The sequence below is a fragment of the Stenotrophomonas rhizophila genome (genome assembly GCF_007667275.1).
GTDB lineage: Bacteria > Pseudomonadota > Gammaproteobacteria > Xanthomonadales > Xanthomonadaceae > Stenotrophomonas > Stenotrophomonas maltophilia_AE.
In genome coordinates this window covers 406,843-430,149 of record NZ_VDQT01000005.1, presented here as the reverse complement: position 1 = coordinate 430,149, position 23,307 = coordinate 406,843, and the positions used below count along the sequence as shown (strand labels likewise).

Genomic DNA, 23,307 nt, shown 5'->3' with positions numbered 1-23,307 from the left:
CGGGAAGTCGTACTTGCTCAGCAGCTCGCGGACTTCCATTTCGACCAGTTCCAGCAGCTCGGCATCGTCCACCATGTCGGCCTTGTTCAGGAACACGACGATGTACGGCACGCCGACCTGGCGCGACAGCAGGATGTGCTCGCGGGTCTGCGGCATCGGGCCGTCAGCGGCCGAGCAGACCAGGATCGCGCCGTCCATCTGCGCGGCACCGGTGATCATGTTCTTGACGTAGTCAGCATGGCCCGGGCAATCAACGTGCGCGTAGTGGCGCTTTTCGGATTCGTATTCGACGTGCGCGGTCGAGATCGTGATGCCACGAGCCTTTTCTTCCGGCGCGGCGTCGATGGCGTCATACGCCTTGAATTCGCCACCGAAGCGCTCGGCGCCGATCTTGGTGAGTGCGGCGGTCAGCGTGGTCTTGCCGTGGTCGACGTGACCGATGGTGCCGACGTTGACGTGCGGCTTGGTGCGCTCGAACTTACCCTTGGCCATGGCTGCTTATCTCGAAATCGTCTGAAATGGTGGCACTGAGATGGTGCTCACGAAAGGAATCGAACCTTCGACCTCCTCCTTACCAAGGAGGTGCTCTACCGACTGAGCTACGTGAGCGAGTTTTGAATTATGGCATGAATTTGAATATATTCAAACTCATTCAATGGAGCGGGAGACGGGGATCGAACCCGCACCATCAGCTTGGAAGGCTGAGGTTCTACCATTGAACTACTCCCGCATCGGAAGCGCTTGCCACAACCTGAAACTGCATGAAACTGGTGGAGGGAGGTGGATTCGAACCACCGAAGGCGTAAGCCAGCAGATTTACAGTCTGCCCCCGTTGGCCGCTTGGGTATCCCTCCTTACCACCCTGTCCCTGGCGCCGAAGCGTTTTCGGTGTGGGGTGGAAGAGCCGTGAATTTTGGGGGTGAATGCGGGTTCTGTCAACAACCTTTTTGAATTTTTTCACACGAATCTGCAATCGCCCCGCCGACAGCGGTCATTGGCCCGGCATCGGCAGCGTTTCATCATCGAAGATGGCCACGTGCGGCACGCCATCAGTGCCGATCCAGCCGCGATACATGCCCTGCGTATTGAACGGCGTCGCCGCGCGCCCGTCGGCGGACAGCACGATCGCGCCACCGTCGCCCCCCAGCGCGGGAATGCGCGTGTTGATCACGTCACGACCGGCCTCTTCGGGCCCCTGCTTCAGGTACTGCATGCGCGCGCAGATGTCGTGCGCGGCGGCGGTACGGATGTAGTACTCGCCCCAGCCGGTCCCCGATACGGCACAGGTGGCGTTGGCGTAGGTGCCGGCGCCGATGATCGGCGCGTCGCCGACGCGCCCGAAACGCTTGTTGGTCATTCCACCGGTCGAGGTGCCGGCTGCCAGCTGGCCGTTGGCGTCGAGCGCCACGGCGCCCACGGTGCCGAAGTGGCGGGCGGTTTCGAGGTCGGCATGGGCCTGGCCGCTGGCTTCTTCCTTCAGCGCACGCTGCAGCTGCTGCCAGCGCTTTTCGGTGCGGAAATAGGAGGGGTCGACCAGGGTCATGCCCTGGCTGGCGGCGAAGGCCTCCGCCCCCTGCCCCACCATCATCACGTGCGGCGAATGCTGCATCACCGCCTCGGCCAGCAGGATCGGATTGCGCACGCGCTGCACCCCGGCGACGGCGCCGGCCTTGAGGCTGGCGCCGTCCATCAGCGCGGCGTCCAGCTCGTTGCGACCGTCATGGGTGAATACCGCGCCTTTTCCCGCGTTGAAGGTGGGGTCGTCTTCCAGCACGGTGATCGCGGCGGTCACCGCATCCAGTGCCGGGCGCCCCGCCGCCAGCGCCTGGTGGCCCTGCAGCAGGGCCTGGCGCAGGGCCGCACGCGCCGCCGTTTCCTCGGCCGGGGAAAGGTCCTTGCGCTGCACCCCTGCCCCGCCGTGGATGACGAGGACCGGTTCGGCAGCCAGGGCGGTCGGGCCGAGCAGGCACAGGGAGAGCAGCAGGCAGGATGGAAGGGACATGGGGTGACCGGGCGCGGGCGATGGCTAATCATGCCGGACCTTGCTGAAGGCTGCCCGCTGGCGGCAGACGTAAAAAGAGCGTTAAATGCGCGCCGTCCGTTCACGGAATGTGAATGGGGGTTTAGGCCGCCCTCGAGGCCTGCTTCCTTCTTGAGAATCCTCATGCGTAAACAGGCGATGGCGTGGTCGATCCAGCTGGCGTTGATGGGTGTGGCCGCTACCGCGGCGGCCCAAGCCCCGGCCACCTCGGAGGTACGGCAGCTGGACACGGTGCAGGTCACCGGATCGCGCATCCCGCGTGCGCAGGTCGAGGGCCCCGCCCCGGTCACGGTGATCACCGCCGAGCAGATCCAGGCGAGCGGCTTCACCAGCGTGCCGGACGTGCTGCGTTCGATGACCCAGAACGGCGGCGAAACCCAGAGCCAGCAGTCGGCCAGTGGCGCCGACTTCTCGCCGGGCGCGCAGCAGGTCGACCTGCGCGGGCTGGGCCCGAACCACACGCTGGTGCTGGTCAACGGCCGGCGCATCGCCGATTTCCCGATGCCGTTCCAGGGCCGCAGCAACTTCACCGATGTGTCGAACATTCCGCTGGGCATGATCGAGCGGATCGAGGTACTGACCGGCAGCGCATCGGCGATCTATGGTTCGGATGCGATCGCCGGCGTGGTCAACTTCATCCTGAAGAAGCAGGTCGATGGAACCACGGTCGATGTGCGCATGGGCACCACCACGGAGGGGGGCGGCGAGTCGTTCGACATGAGCATCGCCAGTGGCTACGACCGCGGCCGCTTCAGCGCGGTCTACAGCGTGGAACTGCAGTCGCAGGTGCCGCTGTGGGCGTATGAGCGCGCGCAGCAGGACTCAACCCGGGACGCGCCCACCGAAAGTGCGCGCGCGGCACGCCGGGCATGGCTGCGCACGGACTACAACGACGATTACCTGGACCCGGGCCAGGCCACCTGCGATGCGCTGGCTGGTCAGAACCGTGGCAGCACTTACCATGCCGAGCGTCCGCGCTACGGTTTCTACTGCGGCAGCGACCGTTCGATCGGCTACGGCACGATCCTGAGCGAGCGCCGCGGCGCCAACGGCTATGCGGCGCTGCGTTACGGCTTCGACAATGGCGCCGAATGGTTCGCCGACGTGCAGCTGGGCTACCACGACATTGCCCTGATGCGCGATGTGACCCAGTGGGGCCTGATGGCGGCCGACGGCAACGAGGACGGCTACTTCCATAACCAGGCCACGGACCAGGTGGAGTTCTGGCAGCGCCAGTTCTCGCCGGAGGAAATGGGCGGGCTGCGCAACGGGATGATCCGCAGCACGCAGAAGACATTCAGCGTCACCACCGGGTTCAAGGGCTCGCTGGGTGCGGCCTGGGACTACGAGGCATCGCTGAGCCATTCGCAGTACCAGTCGTCGATCCGTTGGCCGCAGATCATCGCGGCCAAGGCCAATGACCTGTTCCTGGGCCCGCAGCTGGGTGAGGACGATGACGGCTTCCCGATCTACAACGCCGACCCGGCGCGCCTGTACCAGCCGCTGACCCGCGCCGAATACGACTCCATTTCCGCGCGTACCACGTACACGCCGAAGTCGCGCACCGACACTGCGGCGCTTACCTTGACCAATGGCGAGCTGTTCGAGCTGGCGGGCGGCAAGGCGGGCTTCGCGGCCACGGCCGAGTTCGGCAACCAGTCGTACGCGTTGAACCCGGACCCGCTGGCCACGGAATACTACTACTACAGCTGGAAGGACTCGGACGGCCACGGCAGCCGCAACCGCTGGGCCACCGCGGCCGAGCTGCGCCTGCCGCTGCACGAGACGCTCAACGTGAGCGTGGCGGGCCGCTTCGACCAGTATCGCTATTCGGGCAATACGATCGGCAAGGCAACGTGGAGCGGCGGCATCGAGTGGCGCCCGATCGAGTCGCTGCTGGTGCGTGGTTCGTATGGCACCGCGTTCCGCGCGCCGGACCTGCACTACGTCTATGCCGGTCCGGGCAACGATGAAACCAGCGCCAATGACTACTATGCATGCGCGGTGGATGGGGCGGACGACTGCTCGGATTACGAGGAGAACCTGATCCGCACGCGCCAGGGCAACCGCCAGCTGGATCCGGAAACCAGCACGTCGTGGAGCGCGGGGCTGGTGTGGTCGCCGGCACTGGGTCTGGACCTGTCGGTGGACTGGTTCGACATCGACATGCGCGACCAGGTGCAGGACATGGACGTGAGCACGATCCTGCGCGACGAGGCGGCCTGCCGCCTGGGCAACGCCGATGCGGCGTCGCCAACCTGCGTGGATGCGATCAACCGGGTGACGCGTACCGATGACGGCCGGCTGTACGGGGTGCATGTGAGCCCGATCAACATCGCCCGCGAAACCACCCGCGGGATTGACGTGGGCCTGCGCTACCGCCTCACCACGGGCTTCGGGGATTTCATCCTGAGCGGCAACCACACCTGGGTGCAGCGCCATGATTTCCAGCAGTTCGCCGGCGACGTGGTTGAGGACCAGTTCGCGGTCAACAGTGGCTTCGACATTCCGCGCACCAAGACCAGTGCCAGCCTCACCTGGGAGAACGCGGCGTGGTCGACCACGCTGTACGGTTCGCGGCTGGGCAAGTTGCCGACCTATGACAGCTACGACCAGAGCTTCGATCCGGAAAGCGGCGACAGCCCGTGGATGAAGGCGACCTACCGCTACAACCTGTCGGTGCAGTACCGCTTCGACGATCACTCGCGCCTGTCGCTGTCGGTGGTGAACCTGTTCAACAAGATGCCGCCGAAGGATGCGACCTATACGTCTTACCCGTATTACGACGTGTCCTGGTTCGATACGGTGGGCCGGCAGTTGAACCTGCAGTACACGCACAAGTTTGGTGGGTCTGCGCTGTAAGGGATTGCGTTATTTCCGTGGAGCCGGGCTCTGCCCGGCTGCTTCATGCATCTGGGCGAACAGCCCTGCTTTGCGAACGTACCTGGCTTGGGCCGTCGGGTGGGGGTCTGCGGGACACGCCGTAAATACGTCCTTGTAGGCTCGTAGAAAACATCCATGTTTTCTACGGTCCCGCAAACCCACACCCGCCGACCCTCTGACAGTTTGCCGGTGGCCAAGGGAGGAGCGGAACGCCCGTTGCCCGGCATGCTCCGGCATCGCCGGTAGGGTTGGTTCCCAAACAACCGCCGTGCATCCATCAACGTCCGGTAACGCATGACCTTGATTGAGATGATTGACGGCCAACAGCCGTCCCCGCGTTTCCCATGGCAACGACACACTGTCAAAAGGTGGGTCGGGGCGGGTTTCCGGGGGTGTAGAAAACATGGATGTTTTCTACAAGCCCCCAAGGATGGGTTCACGGCGTCCCCCGGAAACCCGCACCGTCCCGCCTAAGCCAGGAAATCGTTGCAAAAGGGGTGTTCGCCCAGATGCGTGAAGCAGCCGGGCAGAGCCCGGCTCTACGGGATCGCGTGCTGAGGCAGCCGGGCAGGGCCCGGCTCTACGTCGATTGGATGCAGGTTCTCCACAGGGGTCGTGGAGAGCGGTGGGAGTTAGCTGTGGACAACCCTGCGTGAGCCCCGCGCTGCAACGGTCCTGGATGCGTGGTGATTATTTGTCCAGGCGAACGGCGGGTTTTCCACACGCAACGTGGAAAGCCGTGGGAGTTTGTTGTGGACAAGTCGGTTGAAGCCTGTCGCGCAATGCTTTCGAGGCGTGGCGAATTATTGTCCAGCACAAACGCAAACGCCCCGCTCAAGGCGGGGCGTTGCGTGCATCAAGCGTCTGGGTGATCAGACGTTGAAGCGGAAGTGCAGGATGTCGCCCTCCTGGACGCGGTACTCCTTGCCTTCCAGGCGCAGGCGACCCGCTTCCTTGGCGCCGGCTTCGCCCTTGTACTTGATGAAGTCGTCATACGCGATGGTTTCGGCGCGGATGAAGCCCTTCTCGAAGTCGGTGTGGATCACCGCAGCAGCCTGCGGCGCGGTCGCACCCTTGCGCACGGTCCAGGCGCGGACTTCCTTGACGCCGGCAGTGAAGTAGGTCTGCAGGCCCAGCAGGCTGTAAGCTGCGTTGATCACGCGGTTCAGGCCCGGCTCGGTCAGTCCCAGGTCAGTCAGGAACGTGTCGCGGTCTTCATCGTCCAGCTGGGACAGCTCTTCCTCGATCGCCGCCGATACCGGCACCACCTGCGCACCCTCCGCAGCGGCATGGGCGCGCACGGCGTCCAGGTGCGGGTTGTTCTCGAAGCCGTCCTCCAGCACATTGGCGATGTACATCACCGGCTTGAGGGTCAGCAGGAACAGGTCGCGCACCAACGCCTTCTCTTCGTCGTCCAGGCCCACCGAACGCCCGGCCTTGCCGTCCGCCAGTGCCGCCTGCAACTTCGCCAGCACCGGCTTGCGCGCCGCTGCCTCCTTGTCACCGCCCTTGGCCGCGCGCTCGGCGCGGTTGAGCGCCTTCTCGACGCTGTCCAGGTCGGCCAGGGCCAGCTCGATATCGATGGTCTCGATGTCCGAGATCGGATCGACCTTGTTGTTGACGTGGATCACGTCGGCGTTCTCGAAGCAGCGCACCACGTGGGTGATCGCATCCACTTCGCGGATGTGCGCCAGGAACTTGTTGCCCAGGCCTTCGCCGCTCGCCGCGCCCGCGACCAGGCCGGCGATGTCGACGAACTCCACCGCGGTCGGAATGACCTTCTGCGGGTTGATGATCGCCGCCAGCTCATTCAGGCGCGGATCGGGCACCGGCACGATGCCGACGTTCGGCTCGATCGTGCAGAACGGGAAATTGGCCGCGGCGATGCCCGCCTTGGTCAGCGCGTTGAACAGGGTCGACTTGCCGACATTGGGCAGGCCGACGATGCCGCATTTGATACCCATCTTTGACAACCTCTGGGGTGAAAGTGATTGGGGAAACGGCGACGTTGGGCGCGGTTTTTCCAATCATTCTCCGTACCGACCAACGGTCGGTACCTACCGGCGGACGTTACTTCGGGGTGTGCAGGCGCTTCATCGCCTCGCTGAAATCGCCCTTCACTGCCAGCGGCAGTACATCGATCGCGTCATCCACCGCATGGCCGATCAGCACATCGTCGTCCTTGCCGGCGCGACCCAGCACCCACGGCACCACACGGTCCTTGTGGCCGGGATGGCCGATGCCGATGCGGAGCCGGTGGAACCGGCCATGGCCGAGCAGGCGGATGGTATCGCGCAGGCCATTCTGGCCACCGTGGCCGCCATCGAACTTCAACCGGGCCACGCCGGGCGGCAGGTCCAGTTCGTCGTGGGCCAGCAGGGTTTCCTCGGGCTCGATCTTCCAGAAACGCTGCGCGGCGGTGACCGACTTGCCGCTGAGGTTCATGAAGGTGGCGGGCTTGAGCAGCCACACCGGCTGCCCGGCGATGTCGACCTTCGCGGTCTCACCGAACAGTTTGCTGTCCACGTTCCAGCGCGCGCCGGCCTGGGCGGCCAGGGCGTCAATGAAACGAAACCCGGCATTGTGCCGGGTCTGGGCGTGCTCGGGTCCGGGGTTGCCCAGACCAACGATCAGTCGCAATCCTGTCATCACTCTTCTTCGTCGGTACCGGCCCTGTGCCGGTACATACAGAAACGGCGCCTGCCCCGGGGGGCAGGCGCCGCAGGTACTTACTCTGCAGCCGGTGCTTCTTCGTCGGCCGCATCGACCTTGCCGGTCTTGGCGGTCACGATCGCATCGTCGTGGTCCTTGCCCAGGGCCAGGGCCGGGATGGTCACGCCCTTCGGCAGCTTGATGTCCGACAGCTTGATCACGTCGCCCGAGGCCAGCTCGGCCAGATCGACGTCGATCGATTCCGGCAGGTCCTTCGGCAGGCAGGTGATGGTCACTTCCTTCAGTTCGTGGGTGACCACGACGTCGGCAGCCTTGCCGGCCGGCGAGGTGTCTTCGTTGATGAAGTGCAGCGGCACCGAAGCGGTCAGGGCCTGGTTCTCGTCCACGCGCAGGAAGTCCAGATGCATGATCAGCTGCTTGTGCGGGTGGCGCTGCATGTCACGCAGCAGGACCTTGGTGATCTGGCCGTCCAGGTTCAGGTCCAGGATCGACGAGTAGAACCACTCGTTCTGCTGGGCAAGCCAGGTAGCGTTGTGGTCCAGGCTGATGGCGACCGGTTCGGCGTTGCCACCGTACACGATGGCCGGGATCACACCGGCGTGACGCAGGCGGCGGCTCGCACCCTTACGCTGCAGTTCACGCTTGGTGACCTTGATTTCATGGGTCTTCGACATTTTTCTTCTACCAGTTGTTGCCTTGCCGGAGTGGCTTGGCGATGAAAGGCACGTCCGCGACCAGACGTACCCGGGGCCCTGGCTGCCGTTGCCGGCCGCCAGGAAAAAATCAATCCACGTACAGCGAGCTGACCGACTCGCCGAAGGCGATGCGGCGCATCGTCTCGGCCAGCATTTCCGCCACGCTGAGCTGGCGGATCTTGCTGCACACCCGCGCCTCTTCACGCAGCGGGATGGTGTCGGTCACCACCAGCTCGTCGAGCTGGGAGTTGTTGATGTTGTCCACCGCCGGGCCCGAGAGCACGGCGTGGGTGCAGTATGCCGCCACCTTGAGCGCGCCACGCGCCTTCAGCGCCGCGGCGGCCGCGCACAGGGTGCCGGCGGTATCGACGATGTCATCGACCATCACGCAGGTCTTGCCTTCGACGTCACCGATGATGTTCATCACGGTGGAGACGTTGGCGCGCGGCCGGCGCTTGTCGATGATCGCCAGGTCGGCGTCGTCCAGGCGCTTGGCCACGGCGCGCGCACGCACCACGCCACCCACGTCCGGGGACACCACGATCAGGTTTTCGGTGCCGTAGGCGCGCCAGATATCGGCGAGCAGCAGCGGCGAGGCATACACGTTGTCCACCGGCATGTCGAAGAACCCCTGGATCTGGTCGGCATGCAGGTCCACCGTCAGGACGCGGTCGGCGCCCACGGCGCTGAACATCTTGGCGGCGACCTTGGCGGTGATCGGCACGCGCGAGGAACGCATGCGGCGATCCTGGCGCGAGTAGCCGAAATACGGCACCACGGCGGTGACACTGTTGACCGAGGCGCGCTTGAGCGCATCGATCAGGACCAGCAGTTCCATCAGGTTTTCCGCGCTGGGCGCGCAGGTCGGCTGGATCACGAAGACGTCCTGCTTGCGGACGTTCTCTTCGATTTCGACCTGCACTTCCCCGTCGGAGAAGCGCGACACCAATGCCTTGCCCGGTCGCACCCCCAGCTCCTTGCAGATGCTCTGCGCAAGGCGCTTGTTGGCGTTGCCGGAAAATACCAGCAGGTTCGGGTGTTCTTGCATCATGACGGTCTCGGGCGGGAGCGATTGGCGGAGAACTCTGCCGCGGGCGCCCGAGGACGTCTGCGGTGACAACACCGCGGCCGTTCAACCGTGTCCGCGCAGCATGCGCATGGAACGCGGTTGGCGTCCGCAAGTGGCAGGGGCGGGAGGATTCGAACCTCCGAATGCCAGGATCAAAACCTGGTGCCTTGGGCCTCTTGGCGACGCCCCTGCATCAAAATCAATAACGCTCGAGTACATCAAGCAGTGGCGAGCGCTCCACGCCCGCAGCCACCCATGCCCGCAGTCCTTCCGGCAACTTCGCCAGGCCCTGCTCTGCAGCAGCGCGCGTGTCGAACTCGACGAAACAACCGCTTCCCGACCCGGTGAGTCGTGCCCGACCGATGCTGTCCAACGCGATGAGCACTGCCTCGACGGCAGGTTCGCGACGGCGCAGTACCGGCTCGAACGCATTCCCGAGCAAAGACCCGGAAGCGAAGTCCGCTATTTTCGCCACTGGGGCGTCTCGCGTCAAATCCGGAGAACCGAAAAGCGCTGCGGTCGGCACGTGCACCCCGGGGTCGGCGATCACGTACCAGGCCGGCCGCAGGGCCAGCGGGGTCAGCTGCTCGCCCACGCCCTCGGCCCAGGCGTTGTGGCCGCGCACGAACACCGGCACGTCCGCGCCCAGCTGCAGGCCCAGTCCGGCCAGTGCATCCACCGACAGCCCGGCCCGCCAGAGGTGGTTCAAGCCCACCAGCACGGTGGCCGCATCGGACGATCCGCCACCGAAACCTCCGCCCGCGGGGATGCGTTTTTCGATGACGATATTCGCACCTTGGGAGACGTTCGCCGCATTTTTAAGCAACAACGCTGCGCGGATGGCGAGATCGTCGGCCTCGCCCACGCCCGCTGCGGACGCCCCCTCGCGGCGGACCCTGCCGTCGGCGCGCACGCCCAGCCGGATGCGGTCGCCCCAGTCGAGCAGGCGGAATACGCTCTGCAGTTCGTGGTAACCGTCGGCGCGGCGACCGGTGATGTGCAGGAACAGGTTCAGCTTGGCCGGGGCCGGCCACCAGGCCCCGTTGCCGTTCAGGTCCACCGCGCTCATGGCGCGTCCAGCACCCAGCCGTCCACCAGCAGGCGCACCTTGGCGTCGCCCCTGACCGCCTCGATCCGGCGCGGCAGCACCGGTCGCCCGCCTTCGGCCGGGTACCAGTCCAGGTACTGGATGTCCCAGCCCATCTGCTGGAACCGGCGCGGACGGCCTTCACTGTCGCGATCGACCTGCCCGGCGGCGGCCACGTCTGCGGCGACCAGGCCACGCACCCAGTCCGGCAGCTGGTTGACCGGGATGTCCCAGCCGGTGGCTTCGAGCAGCACCTGCTGCGCGTCGGGGCCCTGGCGCGGCCCGCCGTCGACGCCGTCCAGGCGACCACCGCCCTGCGCGCTGTCACCACTGAGGGTCCAGCTCTGCCGGGTCACCGGCGCACTCAGCGCGACGACGTAGCCGCGCGACTGCTGCCGCCAGTCGATCCGGCCGCTGCCGCCATTGCGGCCCTTGCTGACCGCGACCCGGCCTTCGAACGACCAGTCCGGCCGGTCGCGCAGCGCCTGCACCCGCAGGGCCTCGGCCTGGCGGGCTTCGGCGCTGATGGTGGTCGCCACGTCCGGCGCGGCCGGCGCCTTGCGGGTGTCCAGCGACACGCAGGCCGACAACGACAGTGCCATGGCCGCCGCGCAGGCGGCCCTCATCGACATCCACTTCATACGCCGTATTTCTCGATCACGCGCTGCAGCGCACGGTTGTCCGGGTCCAGCCTGCGCGCTTCATCGAAGAAGCGACGGGCCTCGTCCTTGCGCCCCAGCACCCACAGTACTTCGCCGACGTGCGCGGCGATCTCCGGGTCCTTGGCCAGGGTCCAGGCGCGGCGCAGCTGCACCAGCGCTTCTTCATTGCGGCCCAGGCGATACAACACCCAGCCATAGCTGTCGACGATGGCCGCATTGTCCGGCTCGGCCACGCGGGCACGATCGATCAGCTGCAGCGCTTCCTGGTACCGCGTGGTGCGGTCGGCCAGGGTGTAGCCCAGCGCGTTGAGCGCGGCCACGTTCTCCGGTTCGGTGACCAGGATCTTGCGCAGGTCGGCCTCGGCGCGCGCGACGTCATCGCGGCGCTCCCAGGCCAGCGCGCGCGCGTACAGCAGCGCATTCTCGTCCGGGTAGGCAGCCAGGCCACGGGCCAGCGCGTCCAGCTCGCCGGGCAGGTCGTCGCCGCGCTGGCGCAGCTCGGCCTCCAGCAGGTAGGCGTCGCGGCGCGCCTCGTCGTCGATGCTGGCGTCGGACTGGATCGCGTGGACGCCGGCAAAGGCCCTGTCGGTGCGGCCGAGCTCGTACTCGGCACTGGCCGCGCGCAGGCGCGCTTCGGCACGCTCTTCACCGCCGGGCACGCTGAGGTACCAGTCCACCGCTTCGGCATGGCGCTTGAGGTATTCGGCAATCTTGCCCAGCAGCAGGCGCTGCGCCGGATCCGGCCGGGTGGCCTGCTTCGACAGCTCGGTATACAGCGCCAGCAGCGCCGGGTCGTCTTTCTGCTTGGCCAGCAGCGAGGCGCGCATGCCCCAGGTCTGCACGTCCTGCGGTCCCACCGCCAGCACCCGTTCGGCGGCCTTGGCATCGCCCATCGCGTCGTAGGCGATGGCCACCGCGTTGCGCAGTTCCGGATCGCTGGTGGTACGCGGCTCGACCGCGCGCAGGGTGGCCAGCGCTTCGTCGGTCCTGCCGGCCTGGAACATCAGGCTGGCATTCAGCAGCGCCACCCGGGGTTCGCCCGGGAACCGGCGCACCACTTCATCGACCATGCGCCGGGCCAGCTCGGGCCGGTCCAGGCGCATGGCCAGGCGGCCGAACTCCTGCCACGGCTCGATCTGGTTGGGAATGGCGTTGTCGTCGACCAGCCTGCCCAGCACGTCGGCGGCTGCGGCAGGGTCGCGGCCGCCTCCGACCAGGGCAGCCAGCGCGGCCTTCCAGCCGCGCGGGTCGGGGTCGCGCAGCAGTGCCGCCAGTTCGGTGCGGGCGGCCTTCACATCGCCCTGGCGCAGATCCAGTGCGGCGGCGGCGCTGCGCATGGCCAGCGAGCGCGGCGCGCGCTTCTCCCACAGTGCAAGGGCACGGGTGGCGCGCTTGTCGTCGTCGGCCAGCATGGCGATGCGGGTCGCGCGCTCGGCCAGCCCGGCGTCGTCGCGACCGGCTTCGGCGGCCTCCAGGTACCAGCGCGCGGCTTCGGCCAGCTTGCCTGCCTGCAGCGCGAACTCGCCGGCCATGACCGGGGTCAACGACGCAGGTTCGGCCGCGTTCGCCTTTGCGGCCGGGGCCGCAGGGGCCGCCAGCAGGGGCGGGACGGCGAGCAGGGACAGCAGCAGAACGCTGGAGATGCGAATCAATGCGGGCATCGGGGGCTTCTGGCCTTAAAATGACGACTTGAATGGCCAGCAGCTTATCGCAAGCAACTGAACAATGACCCTGTGGGTGCTCGGACTGAATCACCAGACCGCGCCAGTGGAGCTGCGCGAACGCGCGTCCTTTGGCGGCGACGCCCTGCCCCAGGCATTGGCGTCCCTGCGCGATACCCCGCAGGTGGCCGAGGCGGTACTGCTCTCCACCTGCAACCGCACCGAACTGTATGCCGTGGCCGACTCCGGCGAGGCGCTGGCGCAGTGGCTGGAAAGCCAGGCCGGGCATCTGCAGGGCTATCTGTACCAGCATGCCGACGCCGATGCGGTGCGCCACCTGTTCCGGGTCGCCACCGGGCTGGACTCGATGGTGCTGGGCGAGCCGCAGATCCTCGGCCAGGTCAAGGATGCCTGGGCCACCGCGCGCGACCATGGCCTGCTGGGCCAGCGCCTGGACCGGCTGTTCCAGCAGACCTTCTCGGTCGCCAAGCGCGCCCGCACCGATACCCGGGTCGGTGCCAATCCGGTGTCGGTTGCATCCACCGCCGTGCGCCTGGCGCAGAACTCGTTCGCGCGGCTTGAGGATTCCACCGTGCTGCTGGTGGGTGCCGGCGAAACCATCGAACTGGCGGCCCGGCACCTGAGCGAGGGCCGCGTGCGCCGCCTGCTGATCGCCAACCGCACCCTCGCCCACGCCCAGGAACTGGCGACCCGCCACGGTGGCGTGGCCCTGCCACTGAGCGAGCTGGAGCGCCACCTGGGCGAAGCCGACGTGGTGTTCTCGGCCACTGCGGCACGCGAGCCGGTGATCGGCCAGGCGCAGGTCGCGGCCGCGTTGCGGGCCCGCAAGCACCGGCCGATGCTGCTGTTCGACCTGGCGGTACCGCGCGACATCGAATCCGGGGTGGCGGACCTGAAGGACGCGTTCCTGTACACCGTGGACGACCTGGAACGGGCGGTGGAAGACAACCGCCGCAGTCGCCGCGAAGCGGCCGCCGAAGCCGAGGCGATCATCGAACTGCAGGTGTCGCGCTTCGTCGAGGCCCAGCAGGCCAGCGCGCACCAGGCACCGCTGCGGCAGCTGCGCGCGTACGGCGAAGCGACCCGCGTGGAGATGCTGGACAAGGCCCGCCAGCAGCTGGCCCAGGGCAAGTCGGCGGATGAGGTGCTGGAACTGCTCGCGCATGGCCTGACCAACCGCCTGCTGCATCCGCCCACCGCCGCGCTTCGCGCGGCCGCACTGAGCGGCGATACTGAACTGACCCGCGCCGCCGAGCGCCTGTTCCCGGCCAGGCCGGGTTACCACCACGCTGCCGAGAGGAACGATGACGCCGACCCTGCGCCGTAAGCTGGAAGCGCTGGCCGAGCGCCGCGAAGAACTTGAACGCCTGCTGGCCGACCCGGACGTGGTCGGCGACAACGAGCGCTTCCGCAATCTGTCGCGCGAGTTCGCGCAGCTGCAGCCGATCGCCAGCGCGCTGGCCGACGAGGCGCGCGCGCTGGCCGACCTGGCTGCCGCCGAAGCGATGCGCGCCGACCCGGACCTGCGCGAGCTGGCGGAGGAGGAAATCGCCGCCGCACAGCAGCGGCTGCAGCAGCTCGACCACGACCTGGCCCTGCTGCTGGTGCCGCGCGACCCGCGCGATGACGGCAACCTGTTCCTGGAAGTACGCGCCGGTACCGGCGGCGACGAGGCGGCGATCTTCGCCGGCGACCTGTTCCGCATGTATGCGCGCTATGCCGAACGCCAGGGCTGGAAGGTCGAGATCGAATCGGACAATCCCGGCGAGCACGGCGGCTACAAGGAGGTCGTGGCCCGCGTGGTCGGCCGCGGCGCCTATTCCAAGCTCAAGTTCGAATCCGGCACCCACCGCGTGCAGCGCGTGCCGGCCACCGAATCGCAGGGCCGCATCCACACCTCGGCGGCCACGGTGGCGATCATTCCCGAGGCCGACGAGGTCGACGAGATCGTGATCAACCCGGCCGACCTGAAGGTCGATACTTTCCGCTCCTCCGGCGCCGGCGGACAGCACGTCAACAAGACCGAATCGGCGATCCGCATCACCCACGTGCCCAGCGGCGTGGTGGTGGAATGCCAGACCGAACGCAGCCAGCACGCCAACCGCGACAAGGCGATGAAGCGCCTGAAGGCGCAGCTGCTGGACAGCGAACGCAGCAGGCAGGCCGCGGCCACCGCAGAAAGCCGGCGGCTGCAGGTGGGCAGCGGCGACCGCAGCCAGCGCATCCGCACCTACAGCTTCCCGCAGGGACGGATCACCGACCACCGCGTGGAAGGGCTGACCCTGTACGACCTGCCCAACATCATCGCCGGCGAGATGGACACCCTGGTCGAGCGGCTGATCCACGAACACCAGGCCGACGAGCTGGCCCAGCTCTCCGCCGGCGCGTGAGCATGGACCCGCAGCGCGAGCAGCTGCGCGTCGCGGTGCAGCGCCAGCCGCAGGACTTCATTGCCTGGGTGATGCTGGCCGATGCCGAACTCGAAGCCGGCGATACCGTGGCCGGCGAACAGGCGGCCCAGCGCGCGCTGCAGCTGCGCCCAGGCCACCCCGAAGCGCTGGCGCGGCTGGGTCGCACCCGCTGGGCGCAGGGTCGCCACGATGACGCCGCCGCGCTGTTGCGGCAGGCCTCCAACCTGGTGCCGCAGCATCCGGGCATCGCGCTGTGGCTGGGCCACGCGCTGGAGGACGCCGGCCAGCCCGAGGCCGCCGCCGATGCGTACCGGCATGCGCACCGGCTGCTGCCGGGCGAGCCCTACATCACCGCGCAGCTGCTCAACTGGCAGCGTCGGCTGTGCGACTGGCGCGGCCTGGACGCGCTGTCGAACCAGGTGCGCCAGGCCGTCGCGCAGGGCGCGGCGGTGGTCGAGCCGTTCGCCTTCCTCAGCGAAGACAGCAGTGCCGCCGAGCAGCTGGCCTGCGCGCGGCAGCGTGCCGCAGGCATTGCCGAGGGCCTGCGTGCGCTGCCGGCCGCGGCGGTGCGCGCGCACGGGACGCTGCGGGTGGGCTTCCTTTCCAATGGTTTCGGCGCGCACCCGACCGGCCTGCTGACCGTGGCGCTGTTCGAGCAGCTGCGCACCCTCGGCGTGCTCGAGCTGCACCTGTTCGCCCTCAACAGCGACGACGGCAGCGCCATCCGCGCGCGCCTGCAGGCCGCGGCCAACACCCTGCACGATGTCGCCGCCCTGCCGCACGCGGCGATCGCCGCACGCATCCGCGCGGCCGGCATCGACGTGCTGTTCGACCTGCGCGGCTGGGGCGGCGGCGGCGCCCCGGCAGTGCTGGCGATGCGCCCGGCGCCGGTGCAGGTGACCTGGCTGGCCTACCCTGGCACGTCCGGTGCCGACTGGATGGACCATGTGCTGGCCGACGCCTTCGTACTCCCCACGGCGCTGGCGCCGGCGTTCAGCGAGCAGGTGCGGTACCTGCCGCGCGCGTTCCAGCCCTCCGACTCCACCCGCATGGTGGAAGCGGCGCCCGACCGCGTGGCCTGCGGCCTGCCGGCGCAGGGGGTGGTGTTCTGCTGCTTCAACAACAGCTACAAGCTCAACCCGCGCAGCATGCGCCGCGCCTTCGCCGTGCTGCAGGGCGTGCCGGGCAGCGTGCTGTGGCTGCTGTCGGGCCCCGGCAACGCCGATGCGCGCCTGCGTTCGGCCGCGCGCGAGGCGGGGCTGGACCCGGCGCGGCTGGTGTTCATGCCGAAGCTGCCGCACCCGACCTACCTGGCGCGCTATGCGCACGCCGACCTGTTCCTGGACACCCATCCGTACAACGCGCACACCACCGCGTCGGATGCGCTGTGGGCCGGCTGCCCGGTGCTGACCTGCCCCGGGGCGACGTTCGCCGCGCGCGTGGCCGGCTCGCTCAACCACCACCTGGGCCTGCCGGAAATGAACGTGGCCGATGACCGCGCCTTCATCGACACCGCCGTAGCGTTGGGCAACGATCCGCTGAAGCTGGCCGCCCTGCGCTCGAAAGTGGCGACGGCGCGGGACCATGGTGGCGTGTTCGACATGGCAGGATTCGCGCGTGATTTCACCGCAGAGGTGGAAGCCATGGCGGAACTGCACGGCTGGAAGAACCCCGTAACCTGACACCGAGGGACGCATGGGCAAGCTCAAGCGCAAGGAATACCAGGCACTGCTCGAACCGATGCAGCTGGAACTGGCGACGATGGCGCGCTGGGCCCAGCACACCGGGCAACGCGTGCTGGTGCTGTTCGAAGGCCGCGATACCGCGGGCAAGGGCGGCGCGATCCAGGCGATCGCCGAGCATCTCAACCCGCGCCAGTGCCGGGTGGTGGCACTGCCCAGGCCGACCGACCGCGAGAGCACGCAGTGGTACTTCCAGCGGTACGCAGCGCACCTGCCGGCGGCGGGCGAGATCGTGCTGATGGACCGCAGCTGGTACAACCGGGCCGGGGTCGAACACGTGATGGGGTATTGCACCGACGCCGAGTACCGCGCGTTCCTGGCGCAGGCGCCGGTGTTCGAACAGCTGCTGGTGGATGACGGCATCCTGCTGTTCAAGTACTGGCTGGGCGTGGACCAGGCGCAGCAGGAAAAGCGTTTCGCCGAACGCCACGTCGACCCGCTCAAGGGCTGGAAACTGTCGCCGGTGGACCTGGAGTCGCGCAGCCGCTACAGCGCCTACACCGACGCGCGCGAAGCGATGCTGCGCGCCACCCACCGCGACGGCGCACCGTGGACGCTGGTGGATTTCAACGACCAGAAGCGCGGCCGGCTGGCGCTGATCCGCAACCTGCTCGACCGCCTTCCCGATACCCGCGTCGACGACCCGATCCCCGAGCTGCCGCCGCTGAAGGGAAAACTGCACCAGGAGCGGTACGGGGTGTTGAAGCCGATCAACGTCGGCCCGGATTGACGCCGCCACGCAGGGCGTGGCGCTACGACCGTGGGGTTACTTCGCGGCGATGCGCGATTCGATGTCCGCTGCCGTCACCGGGCCGAGGAATTCCTTGGCTACCGTGCCGTCCGGAGCAATCAGGTAGGTCAGCGGCAGGCCGCGCGGCACGGCGAAATCTTCCGGCGGGTTGTAGGTGTCCACGATGACGATCGGATAGGTCACCGGCAGCTTCTGCAGGAAGGCCTTCATCTCGTCCGCTTCGATGTCCTCGTAGGCCAGCCCCACCACTTCGATCTGTTCGCGCATGGCGTGCAGCGCCGACAGCTCCGGCATTTCCTTGCGGCAGGGCGCGCACCAGGTCGCCCAGAAATTCACCACCACCCACTTGCCGCGGTGCGCGGCCAGTTCGTAGGTGCTGCCGTCCAGCGCCGGCAACACCAGCCGCGGCTGGGTCGCGGTCTTGCGCTCCAGGTCCGGGCTGGCCGCGTCGGCAGGCGTCGCCGGGTCGCCCGGCGCGGCGACCGGCGCGGGCGCTGCCGGGGTGGCCTCGGGTTGCGGGGCGGGCTTGTTGCAGCCGGCCAGAGCCAGCAGGCCCAGCGCAAGCAGCAGGAACTTGGGGGTCATGGCGTATCTCCGTGCGGGGTATAGATGTCGCTGACGCGGCGCTTGAGCAGCTCGCGCAGGGGCAGGCGCAATGCATCCAGCGCCGCCACCGAGGCCTGGCCCAGGCTGTCGTCGCGGTAGGGCAGGTACGCTTCCTTGACCGGAATGCGCAATTGCGTGGATTCGTACAGGTCGGCCAGGGTCAGCCGGTCCAGGTCGCGCGCCAGCAGCCACTCCCCCTGCTCGTCGCGGCGCACCACGCGGATGGCCTCGAGGTCGCAGAGCATGCTCTGCAGCAGCGAGTCGGTCAGCATCGGTTCCAGCCGCAGGATCTCGTCCTCGTCCAGTCCGCGGCCGTCCATGCGCGCCTGGTTGAAACGACCGATCAGGCGCAGCAGGCCATACAGCTCGTAGCCGGTGGGCAGGCGCAGGTCGGCCGGCTGGTAGCGGAACGCGGCGATCGACGACGCCAGCGACGCGCCCAGCAGCACCGAGACCCAGCACAGGTAGATCCACAACAGCAGGATCGGCACGAACGCCACCGTGCCGTAGAGCTTCTGGTAGGACTGGAAGCTGCCCAGGTAGGCGCCCATGCCCCACTTCACCAGCTCCAGCATCACTGCGGCCAGGATCGCGCCGGGAATGGCATGCCGCCACTTCACCGTGTGGTGCGGCACCACGCGGTAGACCAGCATGATGCAGACGAACTCGATCAGGATCGGCGCCAGGGTGAGCGAGGCGTTGGCCAGCAGCCGGCCCTCGCTGGTGCCGAACAGCGGCAGCGCGAACACGCGCGCCGACACCGCCAGCGAGGCGGCGGCCAGCATCGCGCCCAGGGTCAGCACGGTCCAGTACACCAGGAAGCGGGTGAGCTTGGGCCGGGTCGAGCTGACCCGCCAGATCTGGTTGAAGGTTTCCTCGACGCTGTTGAGGGTGATCAGCAGCGACACCACCAGGGCGATGAAGCCGGCGACGGTCAGCTGGCCGGCACTGGCCGAGAACTGGCGCAGGTAACCTTCGGCCGCGCGCGCGGCGTTGGGCACGAAGTTGGAGAACACGTAGTCGCTGAGCGTGTCGCTCCAGCGGTCGAACACCGGAAACGCCGAAAGCACGCCAAACACCACGATCGCCAGCGGCACCAGCGCGAACACCGTGGTGTAAGCCAGCGAGGCGGCGGCCTGGAACAGGCGGTCGTCCAGGAAGCGGCGCCACAGGAAGCGACCGAAGCTGGCGGTACGGGCCCGGTCGCGCCCGCGTTCCAACCAGAGATTGAGGGTATCCAGGGGTTCCATCGAGTCAAGCGTACCTGAAGCCGGGTGGAGGCAATGCCATACTGCGGACCAGATGGGTCACAACGGTAGCGAGATGGCGGAGATTCTGGTGCTGTACTACAGCCGTGGCGGTTCGGTGGCGCGACTGGCGCGACAGATCGCGCGCGGGATCGGCGAAGTGCCCGGCATGGGCGCACGGCTGCGCACGGTGCCGCCGGTGGCGGCGGTGACCCAGACCGCGCAACCGCCGGTACCCGAGGACGGTGCCCCGTACGTGAGCGTCGAGGACCTTGCCGAGTGCAGTGGCCTGCTGCTGGGCAGCCCGACCCGGTTCGGCAACATGGCCGCGCCGGTCAAACATTTCCTGGATGGCCTGGGCGCCGAATGGGTCAACGGTACCCTGGCCGGAAAGCCGGCGGGGGTGTTCACCTCAACCGCGTCGCTGCACGGCGGGCAGGAATCCACGCTGCTGTCGATGCAGGTCCCGCTGCTGCACCACGGCTGCCTGATCGTGGGCATTCCCTTCACCGAGCCGGCGCTCAGCCACACCACCACCGGCGGCACGCCGTACGGCGCCAGCCATGTCGCCGGGGCGGACGACAACCCGGTGCCGAGCGACGACGAAGCGGTGCTGGCGCGGGCGCTGGGCCGACGCGTGGCGGACATCGCGCGGCGGCTGGGATGAGCCCGCGCGTGCAGCGATGGACGCTGGCCGCGTTGCTGCTGGCATTGGCGGCGGTGTTCGCGAGCTGGTTCGCGCAGGATCGGCATTGGCTGGCCAGCCAGCTGGTCTTCACTGCCCCACCGCTGCTGCTGGCCGCCGGCGTGCTCAGCGGCCGCGGCAAGGCCACGTTCTGGGCCGGGGTGTTGTCGCTGTTCTGGTTCAGCCACGGGGTGATGAGCGCCTGGAGCCACCCGGAGACGGCGGCGTGGGCGTGGCTGGAGCTGCTGCTGGCCCTGGCGGTGATCGGCGTGTCGAGCGCGCCGGGGCTGCGCAAGCGGTTCGGGCGCACCCGGTAGCGCCGGCCGTTGGCCGGCCCAGGCGGTCCATGAGCGGGCCGACAGCCGGCGCTGCCGAGCTCGTCGCCGTATCATGTGCACCTTGCGCGGCCACTGTCGCGCGGCTCAACCGTCAACCAGGATTGCTGCAATGGAAGAACTACTGATCATCACCACCGGTGGCACGATCGACAAGATCTACTTCGATGACAAGTCGGACTACCAGATCGGCGATCCGCAGATCGGGATGATCCTGCGCGAGCTGGGCGTGACCTTCCGTTTCAACGTGATCCCGATCCTGCGCAAGGACTCGCTGCACATCAGCGACGAAGACCGCGAACTGATCCGCGCCACGATCGCCGCGCAGCCGACCCGCCACGTGCTGGTGACCCACGGCACGGACTCGATGGTGCAGACCGGCCGCGTGCTCAAGAGCATTCCGGACAAGACCATCGTGATGACCGGCGCGCTCAGCCCGGCCCGCTTCCGCGGTTCGGACGCCGAGTTCAACATCGGCTGCGCGATCGGTGCGGTGCAGTCGCTGCAGCCGGGCGTGTACATCGCCATGAACGGCCGCATCTGGAATCCCGAACACGTCCGCAAGAACGTGGCCGCGAACCGGTTCGAGGACGCGTGACGCGGTAACTGCGTCACGCGGGGGGCGTGCCGACCAACGGTCGGCACCTACCTCCGGTAGCACCCGACCGTTGGTCGGGTGACCGATGACATCAATACTGCGCGGTCAGGGTGACGCCGGAGAAGGTGGTGTACGCCTTCACCCGCACATGCCAGGTACCTGCCGCCGGCGCGCTGATCGTGCAGGTCTCGTTGTTGCCGCTCAGGTACGGACGGCAGGTGTAGACCGTGTCGGTCGGGGCGCTGCCGGAACGCACGTACAGGTCAGCGTCGCCACTGCCGCCGGCGATGGTCACCTTCAGCTGCGAACGACCCGCCGGCACCGCCACGGTGTAGGACAGCGACGCACCGCTGGCCGCGCCGAGGCCGGTCACCGGCACGTTGTTCTGCAGGGTGCCGGTGCCCGGGTTCGGGTTGGTGCCCCCCAGCGCCGCAGTCACCGCAGCGTCGGCATCGACGATGCCCGCACCGCAGCCGCCACTGCAGGCGCCCGGCAGCGCCCGGGCGGTGTTCTTGAGCAGGGTTTCAATGGCCGCCGGCGACAGCGCGGTCGGCGCGACCGACTGCACCAGCGCGACCACGCCGGCCACGTGCGGCGCCGCCATCGAGGTGCCGTTGTACGACGCGTAGGACGCGCTGCCCGGCACCGTGGTGCCGCTGTTTAGCGTGGACAGGATCGCCTGGCCCGGCGCCGACACGTCGATGCCGGTGCCGTAGTTGGAGAAGCTGGCGCGCGCGCCGGCCGAGGTGGTGGCCGCCACCGCGATCACGTTGGCGCAGTTGGCCGGCACCGCCGAGGACACGTTGGTGTTGCTGTTGCCGGCCGCCACCACCACGGTGGTGCCGCGCGACACCGCGCCATTGATCGCGTTCTGGTAGGTGGCCGAGCAGCTGCCACTGCCGCCCAGCGACATGTTGATCACCTCGGCCGGGTTGGCGTTGGCCGGGACGCCGCTGACCGTGCCGCCCGAGGCCCACACGATCGCATCGGCGATGTCGGAGGTGTAGCCGCCGCACTTGCCGAGCACGCGTACCGGCACGACCTTGGCGTTGTAGGCGGTACCGGCCACGCCGGTGCTGTTGTTGGTCACCGCCGCGATGGTCCCGGCGACATGGGTGCCGTGCCAGCTGGAATTGGCGGCCGGATAGCCGGCGCCGCATTCATTGGCACCGTACCAGTCGCCTTCGTCGTTGGCGTTGTTGTCACGCCCGCCGCCGTCGCGCGCCATCGCCGCGTCGCTGATGAAATCGTAGCCGGGCAGGATGTTGGCGTTGAGGTCGGCATGGCTGGTGATGCCGGTGTCGATCACGGCGACCACCACGCCGGTGCCGGTTGCCTTGTCCCACGCCGGGCGCACGTTGATCGAGGCATTGCTGGTGCCGAAGCCCCACTGCTCGGACAGGCGTGCGTCGTTCGGGGTCAGCGTGGCGCGCATCAGCTGGTCGACTTCCACGTATTCCACGTTCGGGTCGGCGGCCAGGCGACGCATCAGCAGTTCCGACTCGGCAACGTCCAGCGGGCGGTCGGCCTTGACCACGGTCGGACCGATCGCCAGGGTGCGCAGCTTCTGCAGGCCCAGCGCGCGCCACTGCGCTGCCGGCACCGCCGCCGCCGCGGCTTTGAGCGAACTGGCCAAGGCGGTCGGCGTGGCCACGTCGGTGGCGCCGTCCTTGTACTTCACGATGAAGCGCTGGTGGGTGGGCGCGGAGGCCAGGCCACTCAGCTGCACGTCGCCGGCGAATGCCGGGGCGGCCAGCAACAGGGTCGAAAGAACCGAACCACCGAGTACAACCACTGCACGCTGACGCAGACGCTGCGGATCGTTAGACATCGGAATTCCCTTTAAGTCGAGAGGAGCCGTCGATGCGGCGAAAGTCGGTTCGATCCGTCGCTGGAGACAGATGGCTTGAATCGAACCTGGAAGACGGATCGGTTTCCCCTGTGTAACCGCCCGATCCCGGACGCTAGTGGTTCGGCCCCGCTGCAACAATGTTTCAGCCCGCTTTCAGGGTTGTGAAAAGTTCGATCTGAGACTTTCCGGGTCAAAGGTTTGTGAATGTGAAGGAATGGGGCGGTAGGGGAACGGTCATTGCGGATGTAATTCGTGTCCTGCGTCACTGTCTCGTGCGTCAACGGCAAG

20 protein-coding genes and 4 tRNA genes are annotated in these 23,307 nt (G+C 67.7%); 8 read left to right on the top strand and 16 right to left on the bottom strand.

What is annotated here, in order from left to right; genetic code table 11:
• The 5 genes from FSZ13_RS17165 to FSZ13_RS17145 all read right to left on the bottom strand — a co-directional run.
• Positions 1-492 (bottom strand): GTP-binding protein (locus FSZ13_RS17165; protein WP_145481620.1); only part of this gene is annotated, 492 nt, incomplete at its 3' end.
• 41 nt (positions 493-533) lie between these two features.
• A tRNA-Thr gene (locus FSZ13_RS17160) sits at positions 534-609 on the bottom strand.
• A 47-nt stretch (positions 610-656) separates the two neighbouring features.
• A tRNA-Gly gene (locus FSZ13_RS17155) sits at positions 657-730 on the bottom strand.
• Between the two features lie 38 nt (positions 731-768).
• Positions 769-854 (bottom strand) — tRNA-Tyr (locus FSZ13_RS17150).
• A gap of 137 nt (positions 855-991) precedes the next feature.
• Positions 992-2,002, bottom strand: coding sequence for an isoaspartyl peptidase/L-asparaginase family protein (locus FSZ13_RS17145; protein WP_145481619.1), 1,011 nt, complete (start codon positions 2,000-2,002; stop codon positions 992-994).
• Between the two features lie 162 nt (positions 2,003-2,164).
• On the opposite strand from FSZ13_RS17145, the gene FSZ13_RS17140 reads away from it, so the two are divergent.
• The gene (locus FSZ13_RS17140) at positions 2,165-4,903 is read left to right on the top strand and encodes a TonB-dependent receptor plug domain-containing protein (protein ID WP_145481618.1); all 2,739 of its coding nucleotides are present in this window, start codon (positions 2,165-2,167) and stop codon (positions 4,901-4,903) included.
• 893 nt (positions 4,904-5,796) lie between these two features.
• Here FSZ13_RS17140 and ychF read toward each other — a convergent pair.
• The 8 genes from ychF to FSZ13_RS17100 all read right to left on the bottom strand — a co-directional run bounded on the left by ychF (position 5,797) and on the right by FSZ13_RS17100 (position 12,771).
• A complete protein-coding gene (gene ychF, locus FSZ13_RS17135; protein ID WP_145481617.1) occupies positions 5,797-6,888 on the bottom strand; it encodes a redox-regulated ATPase YchF in 1,092 nt (363 codons plus the stop codon).
• Positions 6,889-6,994: 106 nt separating this feature from the next.
• On the bottom strand, positions 6,995-7,573 hold the full coding sequence (pth, locus tag FSZ13_RS17130; RefSeq protein WP_145481616.1) for an aminoacyl-tRNA hydrolase: 579 nt from the start codon (positions 7,571-7,573) through the stop codon (positions 6,995-6,997).
• Positions 7,574-7,653: 80 nt separating this feature from the next.
• Positions 7,654-8,271 (bottom strand): 50S ribosomal protein L25/general stress protein Ctc, encoded by a 618-nt coding sequence (locus tag FSZ13_RS17125; RefSeq protein ID WP_145481615.1) that lies wholly within the window; start codon positions 8,269-8,271, stop codon positions 7,654-7,656.
• 109 nt (positions 8,272-8,380) lie between these two features.
• Positions 8,381-9,340 carry a ribose-phosphate diphosphokinase gene (locus FSZ13_RS17120; RefSeq protein WP_026070235.1) on the bottom strand — a complete coding sequence of 320 codons (960 nt, stop codon included), beginning with the start codon at positions 9,338-9,340 and terminating at the stop codon, positions 8,381-8,383.
• A gap of 134 nt (positions 9,341-9,474) precedes the next feature.
• A tRNA-Gln gene (locus tag FSZ13_RS17115) sits at positions 9,475-9,551 on the bottom strand.
• A gap of 9 nt (positions 9,552-9,560) precedes the next feature.
• Positions 9,561-10,430, bottom strand: coding sequence for a 4-(cytidine 5'-diphospho)-2-C-methyl-D-erythritol kinase (gene ispE, locus FSZ13_RS17110; protein ID WP_145481614.1), 870 nt, complete (start codon positions 10,428-10,430; stop codon positions 9,561-9,563).
• Entirely contained in the window at positions 10,427-11,080 is a 654-nt protein-coding gene (gene lolB / locus FSZ13_RS17105) for a lipoprotein insertase outer membrane protein LolB (RefSeq protein WP_260844226.1), read from the bottom strand. Before lolB ends, ispE begins: the two co-directional genes overlap by 4 nt.
• 5 nt (positions 11,081-11,085) lie before the next feature.
• Positions 11,086-12,771 carry a tetratricopeptide repeat protein gene (locus FSZ13_RS17100; RefSeq protein WP_145481612.1) on the bottom strand — a complete coding sequence of 562 codons (1,686 nt, stop codon included), beginning with the start codon at positions 12,769-12,771 and terminating at the stop codon, positions 11,086-11,088.
• Positions 12,772-12,835: 64 nt separating this feature from the next.
• On the opposite strand from FSZ13_RS17100, the gene hemA reads away from it, so the two are divergent.
• From hemA to ppk2, 4 genes are read left to right on the top strand one after another with little or no spacing between them, the layout of a single operon-like run.
• Positions 12,836-14,119: a glutamyl-tRNA reductase gene (hemA, locus tag FSZ13_RS17095; protein WP_145481611.1), complete on the top strand. Its 1,284-nt coding sequence runs from the start codon at positions 12,836-12,838 to the stop codon at positions 14,117-14,119.
• On the top strand, positions 14,097-15,182 hold the full coding sequence (gene prfA / locus FSZ13_RS17090) for a peptide chain release factor 1 (RefSeq protein WP_145481610.1): 1,086 nt from the start codon (positions 14,097-14,099) through the stop codon (positions 15,180-15,182). Before hemA ends, prfA begins: the two co-directional genes overlap by 23 nt.
• Positions 15,183-15,184: 2 nt before the next feature.
• Positions 15,185-16,885 (top strand): tetratricopeptide repeat protein, encoded by a 1,701-nt coding sequence (locus tag FSZ13_RS17085; protein ID WP_429000024.1) that lies wholly within the window; start codon positions 15,185-15,187, stop codon positions 16,883-16,885.
• A 13-nt stretch (positions 16,886-16,898) separates the two neighbouring features.
• A complete protein-coding gene (gene ppk2, locus FSZ13_RS17080) occupies positions 16,899-17,675 on the top strand; it encodes a polyphosphate kinase 2 (protein WP_145481608.1) in 777 nt (258 codons plus the stop codon).
• 36 nt (positions 17,676-17,711) lie between these two features.
• On the opposite strand, the gene FSZ13_RS17075 is transcribed toward ppk2, so the two are convergent.
• Together FSZ13_RS17075 and FSZ13_RS17070 are read right to left on the bottom strand one after the other, a co-directional pair.
• Positions 17,712-18,281 carry a TlpA family protein disulfide reductase gene (locus FSZ13_RS17075; protein ID WP_145481607.1) on the bottom strand — a complete coding sequence of 190 codons (570 nt, stop codon included), beginning with the start codon at positions 18,279-18,281 and terminating at the stop codon, positions 17,712-17,714.
• Positions 18,278-19,552: a YihY family inner membrane protein gene (locus tag FSZ13_RS17070; RefSeq protein ID WP_145481606.1), complete on the bottom strand. Its 1,275-nt coding sequence runs from the start codon at positions 19,550-19,552 to the stop codon at positions 18,278-18,280. The genes FSZ13_RS17075 and FSZ13_RS17070 overlap by 4 nt, the downstream gene beginning before the upstream one ends.
• A 73-nt stretch (positions 19,553-19,625) precedes the next feature.
• On the opposite strand from FSZ13_RS17070, the gene wrbA reads away from it, so the two are divergent.
• The 3 genes from wrbA (at position 19,626) to FSZ13_RS17055 (ending at position 21,167) form a co-directional block, all read left to right on the top strand.
• Positions 19,626-20,216, top strand: coding sequence for an NAD(P)H:quinone oxidoreductase (gene wrbA, locus FSZ13_RS17065; protein ID WP_145481605.1), 591 nt, complete (start codon positions 19,626-19,628; stop codon positions 20,214-20,216).
• The gene (locus FSZ13_RS17060) at positions 20,213-20,551 is read left to right on the top strand and encodes a DUF2069 domain-containing protein (protein WP_145481604.1); all 339 of its coding nucleotides are present in this window, start codon (positions 20,213-20,215) and stop codon (positions 20,549-20,551) included. The genes wrbA and FSZ13_RS17060 overlap by 4 nt, the downstream gene beginning before the upstream one ends.
• A 130-nt stretch (positions 20,552-20,681) precedes the next feature.
• The gene (locus tag FSZ13_RS17055; RefSeq protein ID WP_102946459.1) at positions 20,682-21,167 is read left to right on the top strand and encodes an asparaginase domain-containing protein; all 486 of its coding nucleotides are present in this window, start codon (positions 20,682-20,684) and stop codon (positions 21,165-21,167) included.
• 91 nt (positions 21,168-21,258) lie between these two features.
• Here the strand turns inward: FSZ13_RS17055 and FSZ13_RS17050 are convergent, their stop codons facing one another.
• The gene (locus FSZ13_RS17050; RefSeq protein ID WP_145481603.1) at positions 21,259-22,998 is read right to left on the bottom strand and encodes a S8 family peptidase; all 1,740 of its coding nucleotides are present in this window, start codon (positions 22,996-22,998) and stop codon (positions 21,259-21,261) included.
• Positions 22,999-23,307: the final 309 nt, after the last annotated feature.

What these genes read in the sequence shown, in the direction of transcription:
- FSZ13_RS17145 (WP_145481619.1), bottom strand. Translation starts at nt 2,002, where the DNA reads ATGTCCCTTCCATCCTGCCTGCTGCTCTCCCTGTGCCTGCTCGGCCCG.
- FSZ13_RS17140 (WP_145481618.1), top strand. Translation starts at nt 2,165, where the DNA reads ATGCGTAAACAGGCGATGGCGTGGTCGATCCAGCTGGCGTTGATGGGT.
- ychF (WP_145481617.1), bottom strand. Translation starts at nt 6,888, where the DNA reads ATGGGTATCAAATGCGGCATCGTCGGCCTGCCCAATGTCGGCAAGTCG.
- pth (WP_145481616.1), bottom strand. Translation starts at nt 7,573, where the DNA reads ATGACAGGATTGCGACTGATCGTTGGTCTGGGCAACCCCGGACCCGAG.
- FSZ13_RS17125 (WP_145481615.1), bottom strand. Translation starts at nt 8,271, where the DNA reads ATGTCGAAGACCCATGAAATCAAGGTCACCAAGCGTGAACTGCAGCGT.
- FSZ13_RS17120 (WP_026070235.1), bottom strand. Translation starts at nt 9,340, where the DNA reads ATGCAAGAACACCCGAACCTGCTGGTATTTTCCGGCAACGCCAACAAG.
- ispE (WP_145481614.1), bottom strand. Translation starts at nt 10,430, where the DNA reads ATGAGCGCGGTGGACCTGAACGGCAACGGGGCCTGGTGGCCGGCCCCG.
- lolB (WP_260844226.1), bottom strand. Translation starts at nt 11,080, where the DNA reads ATGTCGATGAGGGCCGCCTGCGCGGCGGCCATGGCACTGTCGTTGTCG.
- FSZ13_RS17100 (WP_145481612.1), bottom strand. Translation starts at nt 12,771, where the DNA reads ATGCCCGCATTGATTCGCATCTCCAGCGTTCTGCTGCTGTCCCTGCTC.
- hemA (WP_145481611.1), top strand. Translation starts at nt 12,836, where the DNA reads ATGACCCTGTGGGTGCTCGGACTGAATCACCAGACCGCGCCAGTGGAG.
- prfA (WP_145481610.1), top strand. Translation starts at nt 14,097, where the DNA reads ATGACGCCGACCCTGCGCCGTAAGCTGGAAGCGCTGGCCGAGCGCCGC.
- FSZ13_RS17085 (WP_429000024.1), top strand. Translation starts at nt 15,185, where the DNA reads ATGGACCCGCAGCGCGAGCAGCTGCGCGTCGCGGTGCAGCGCCAGCCG.
- ppk2 (WP_145481608.1), top strand. Translation starts at nt 16,899, where the DNA reads ATGGGCAAGCTCAAGCGCAAGGAATACCAGGCACTGCTCGAACCGATG.
- FSZ13_RS17075 (WP_145481607.1), bottom strand. Translation starts at nt 18,281, where the DNA reads ATGACCCCCAAGTTCCTGCTGCTTGCGCTGGGCCTGCTGGCTCTGGCC.
- FSZ13_RS17070 (WP_145481606.1), bottom strand. Translation starts at nt 19,552, where the DNA reads ATGGAACCCCTGGATACCCTCAATCTCTGGTTGGAACGCGGGCGCGAC.
- wrbA (WP_145481605.1), top strand. Translation starts at nt 19,626, where the DNA reads ATGGCGGAGATTCTGGTGCTGTACTACAGCCGTGGCGGTTCGGTGGCG.
- FSZ13_RS17060 (WP_145481604.1), top strand. Translation starts at nt 20,213, where the DNA reads ATGAGCCCGCGCGTGCAGCGATGGACGCTGGCCGCGTTGCTGCTGGCA.
- FSZ13_RS17055 (WP_102946459.1), top strand. Translation starts at nt 20,682, where the DNA reads ATGGAAGAACTACTGATCATCACCACCGGTGGCACGATCGACAAGATC.
- FSZ13_RS17050 (WP_145481603.1), bottom strand. Translation starts at nt 22,998, where the DNA reads ATGTCTAACGATCCGCAGCGTCTGCGTCAGCGTGCAGTGGTTGTACTC.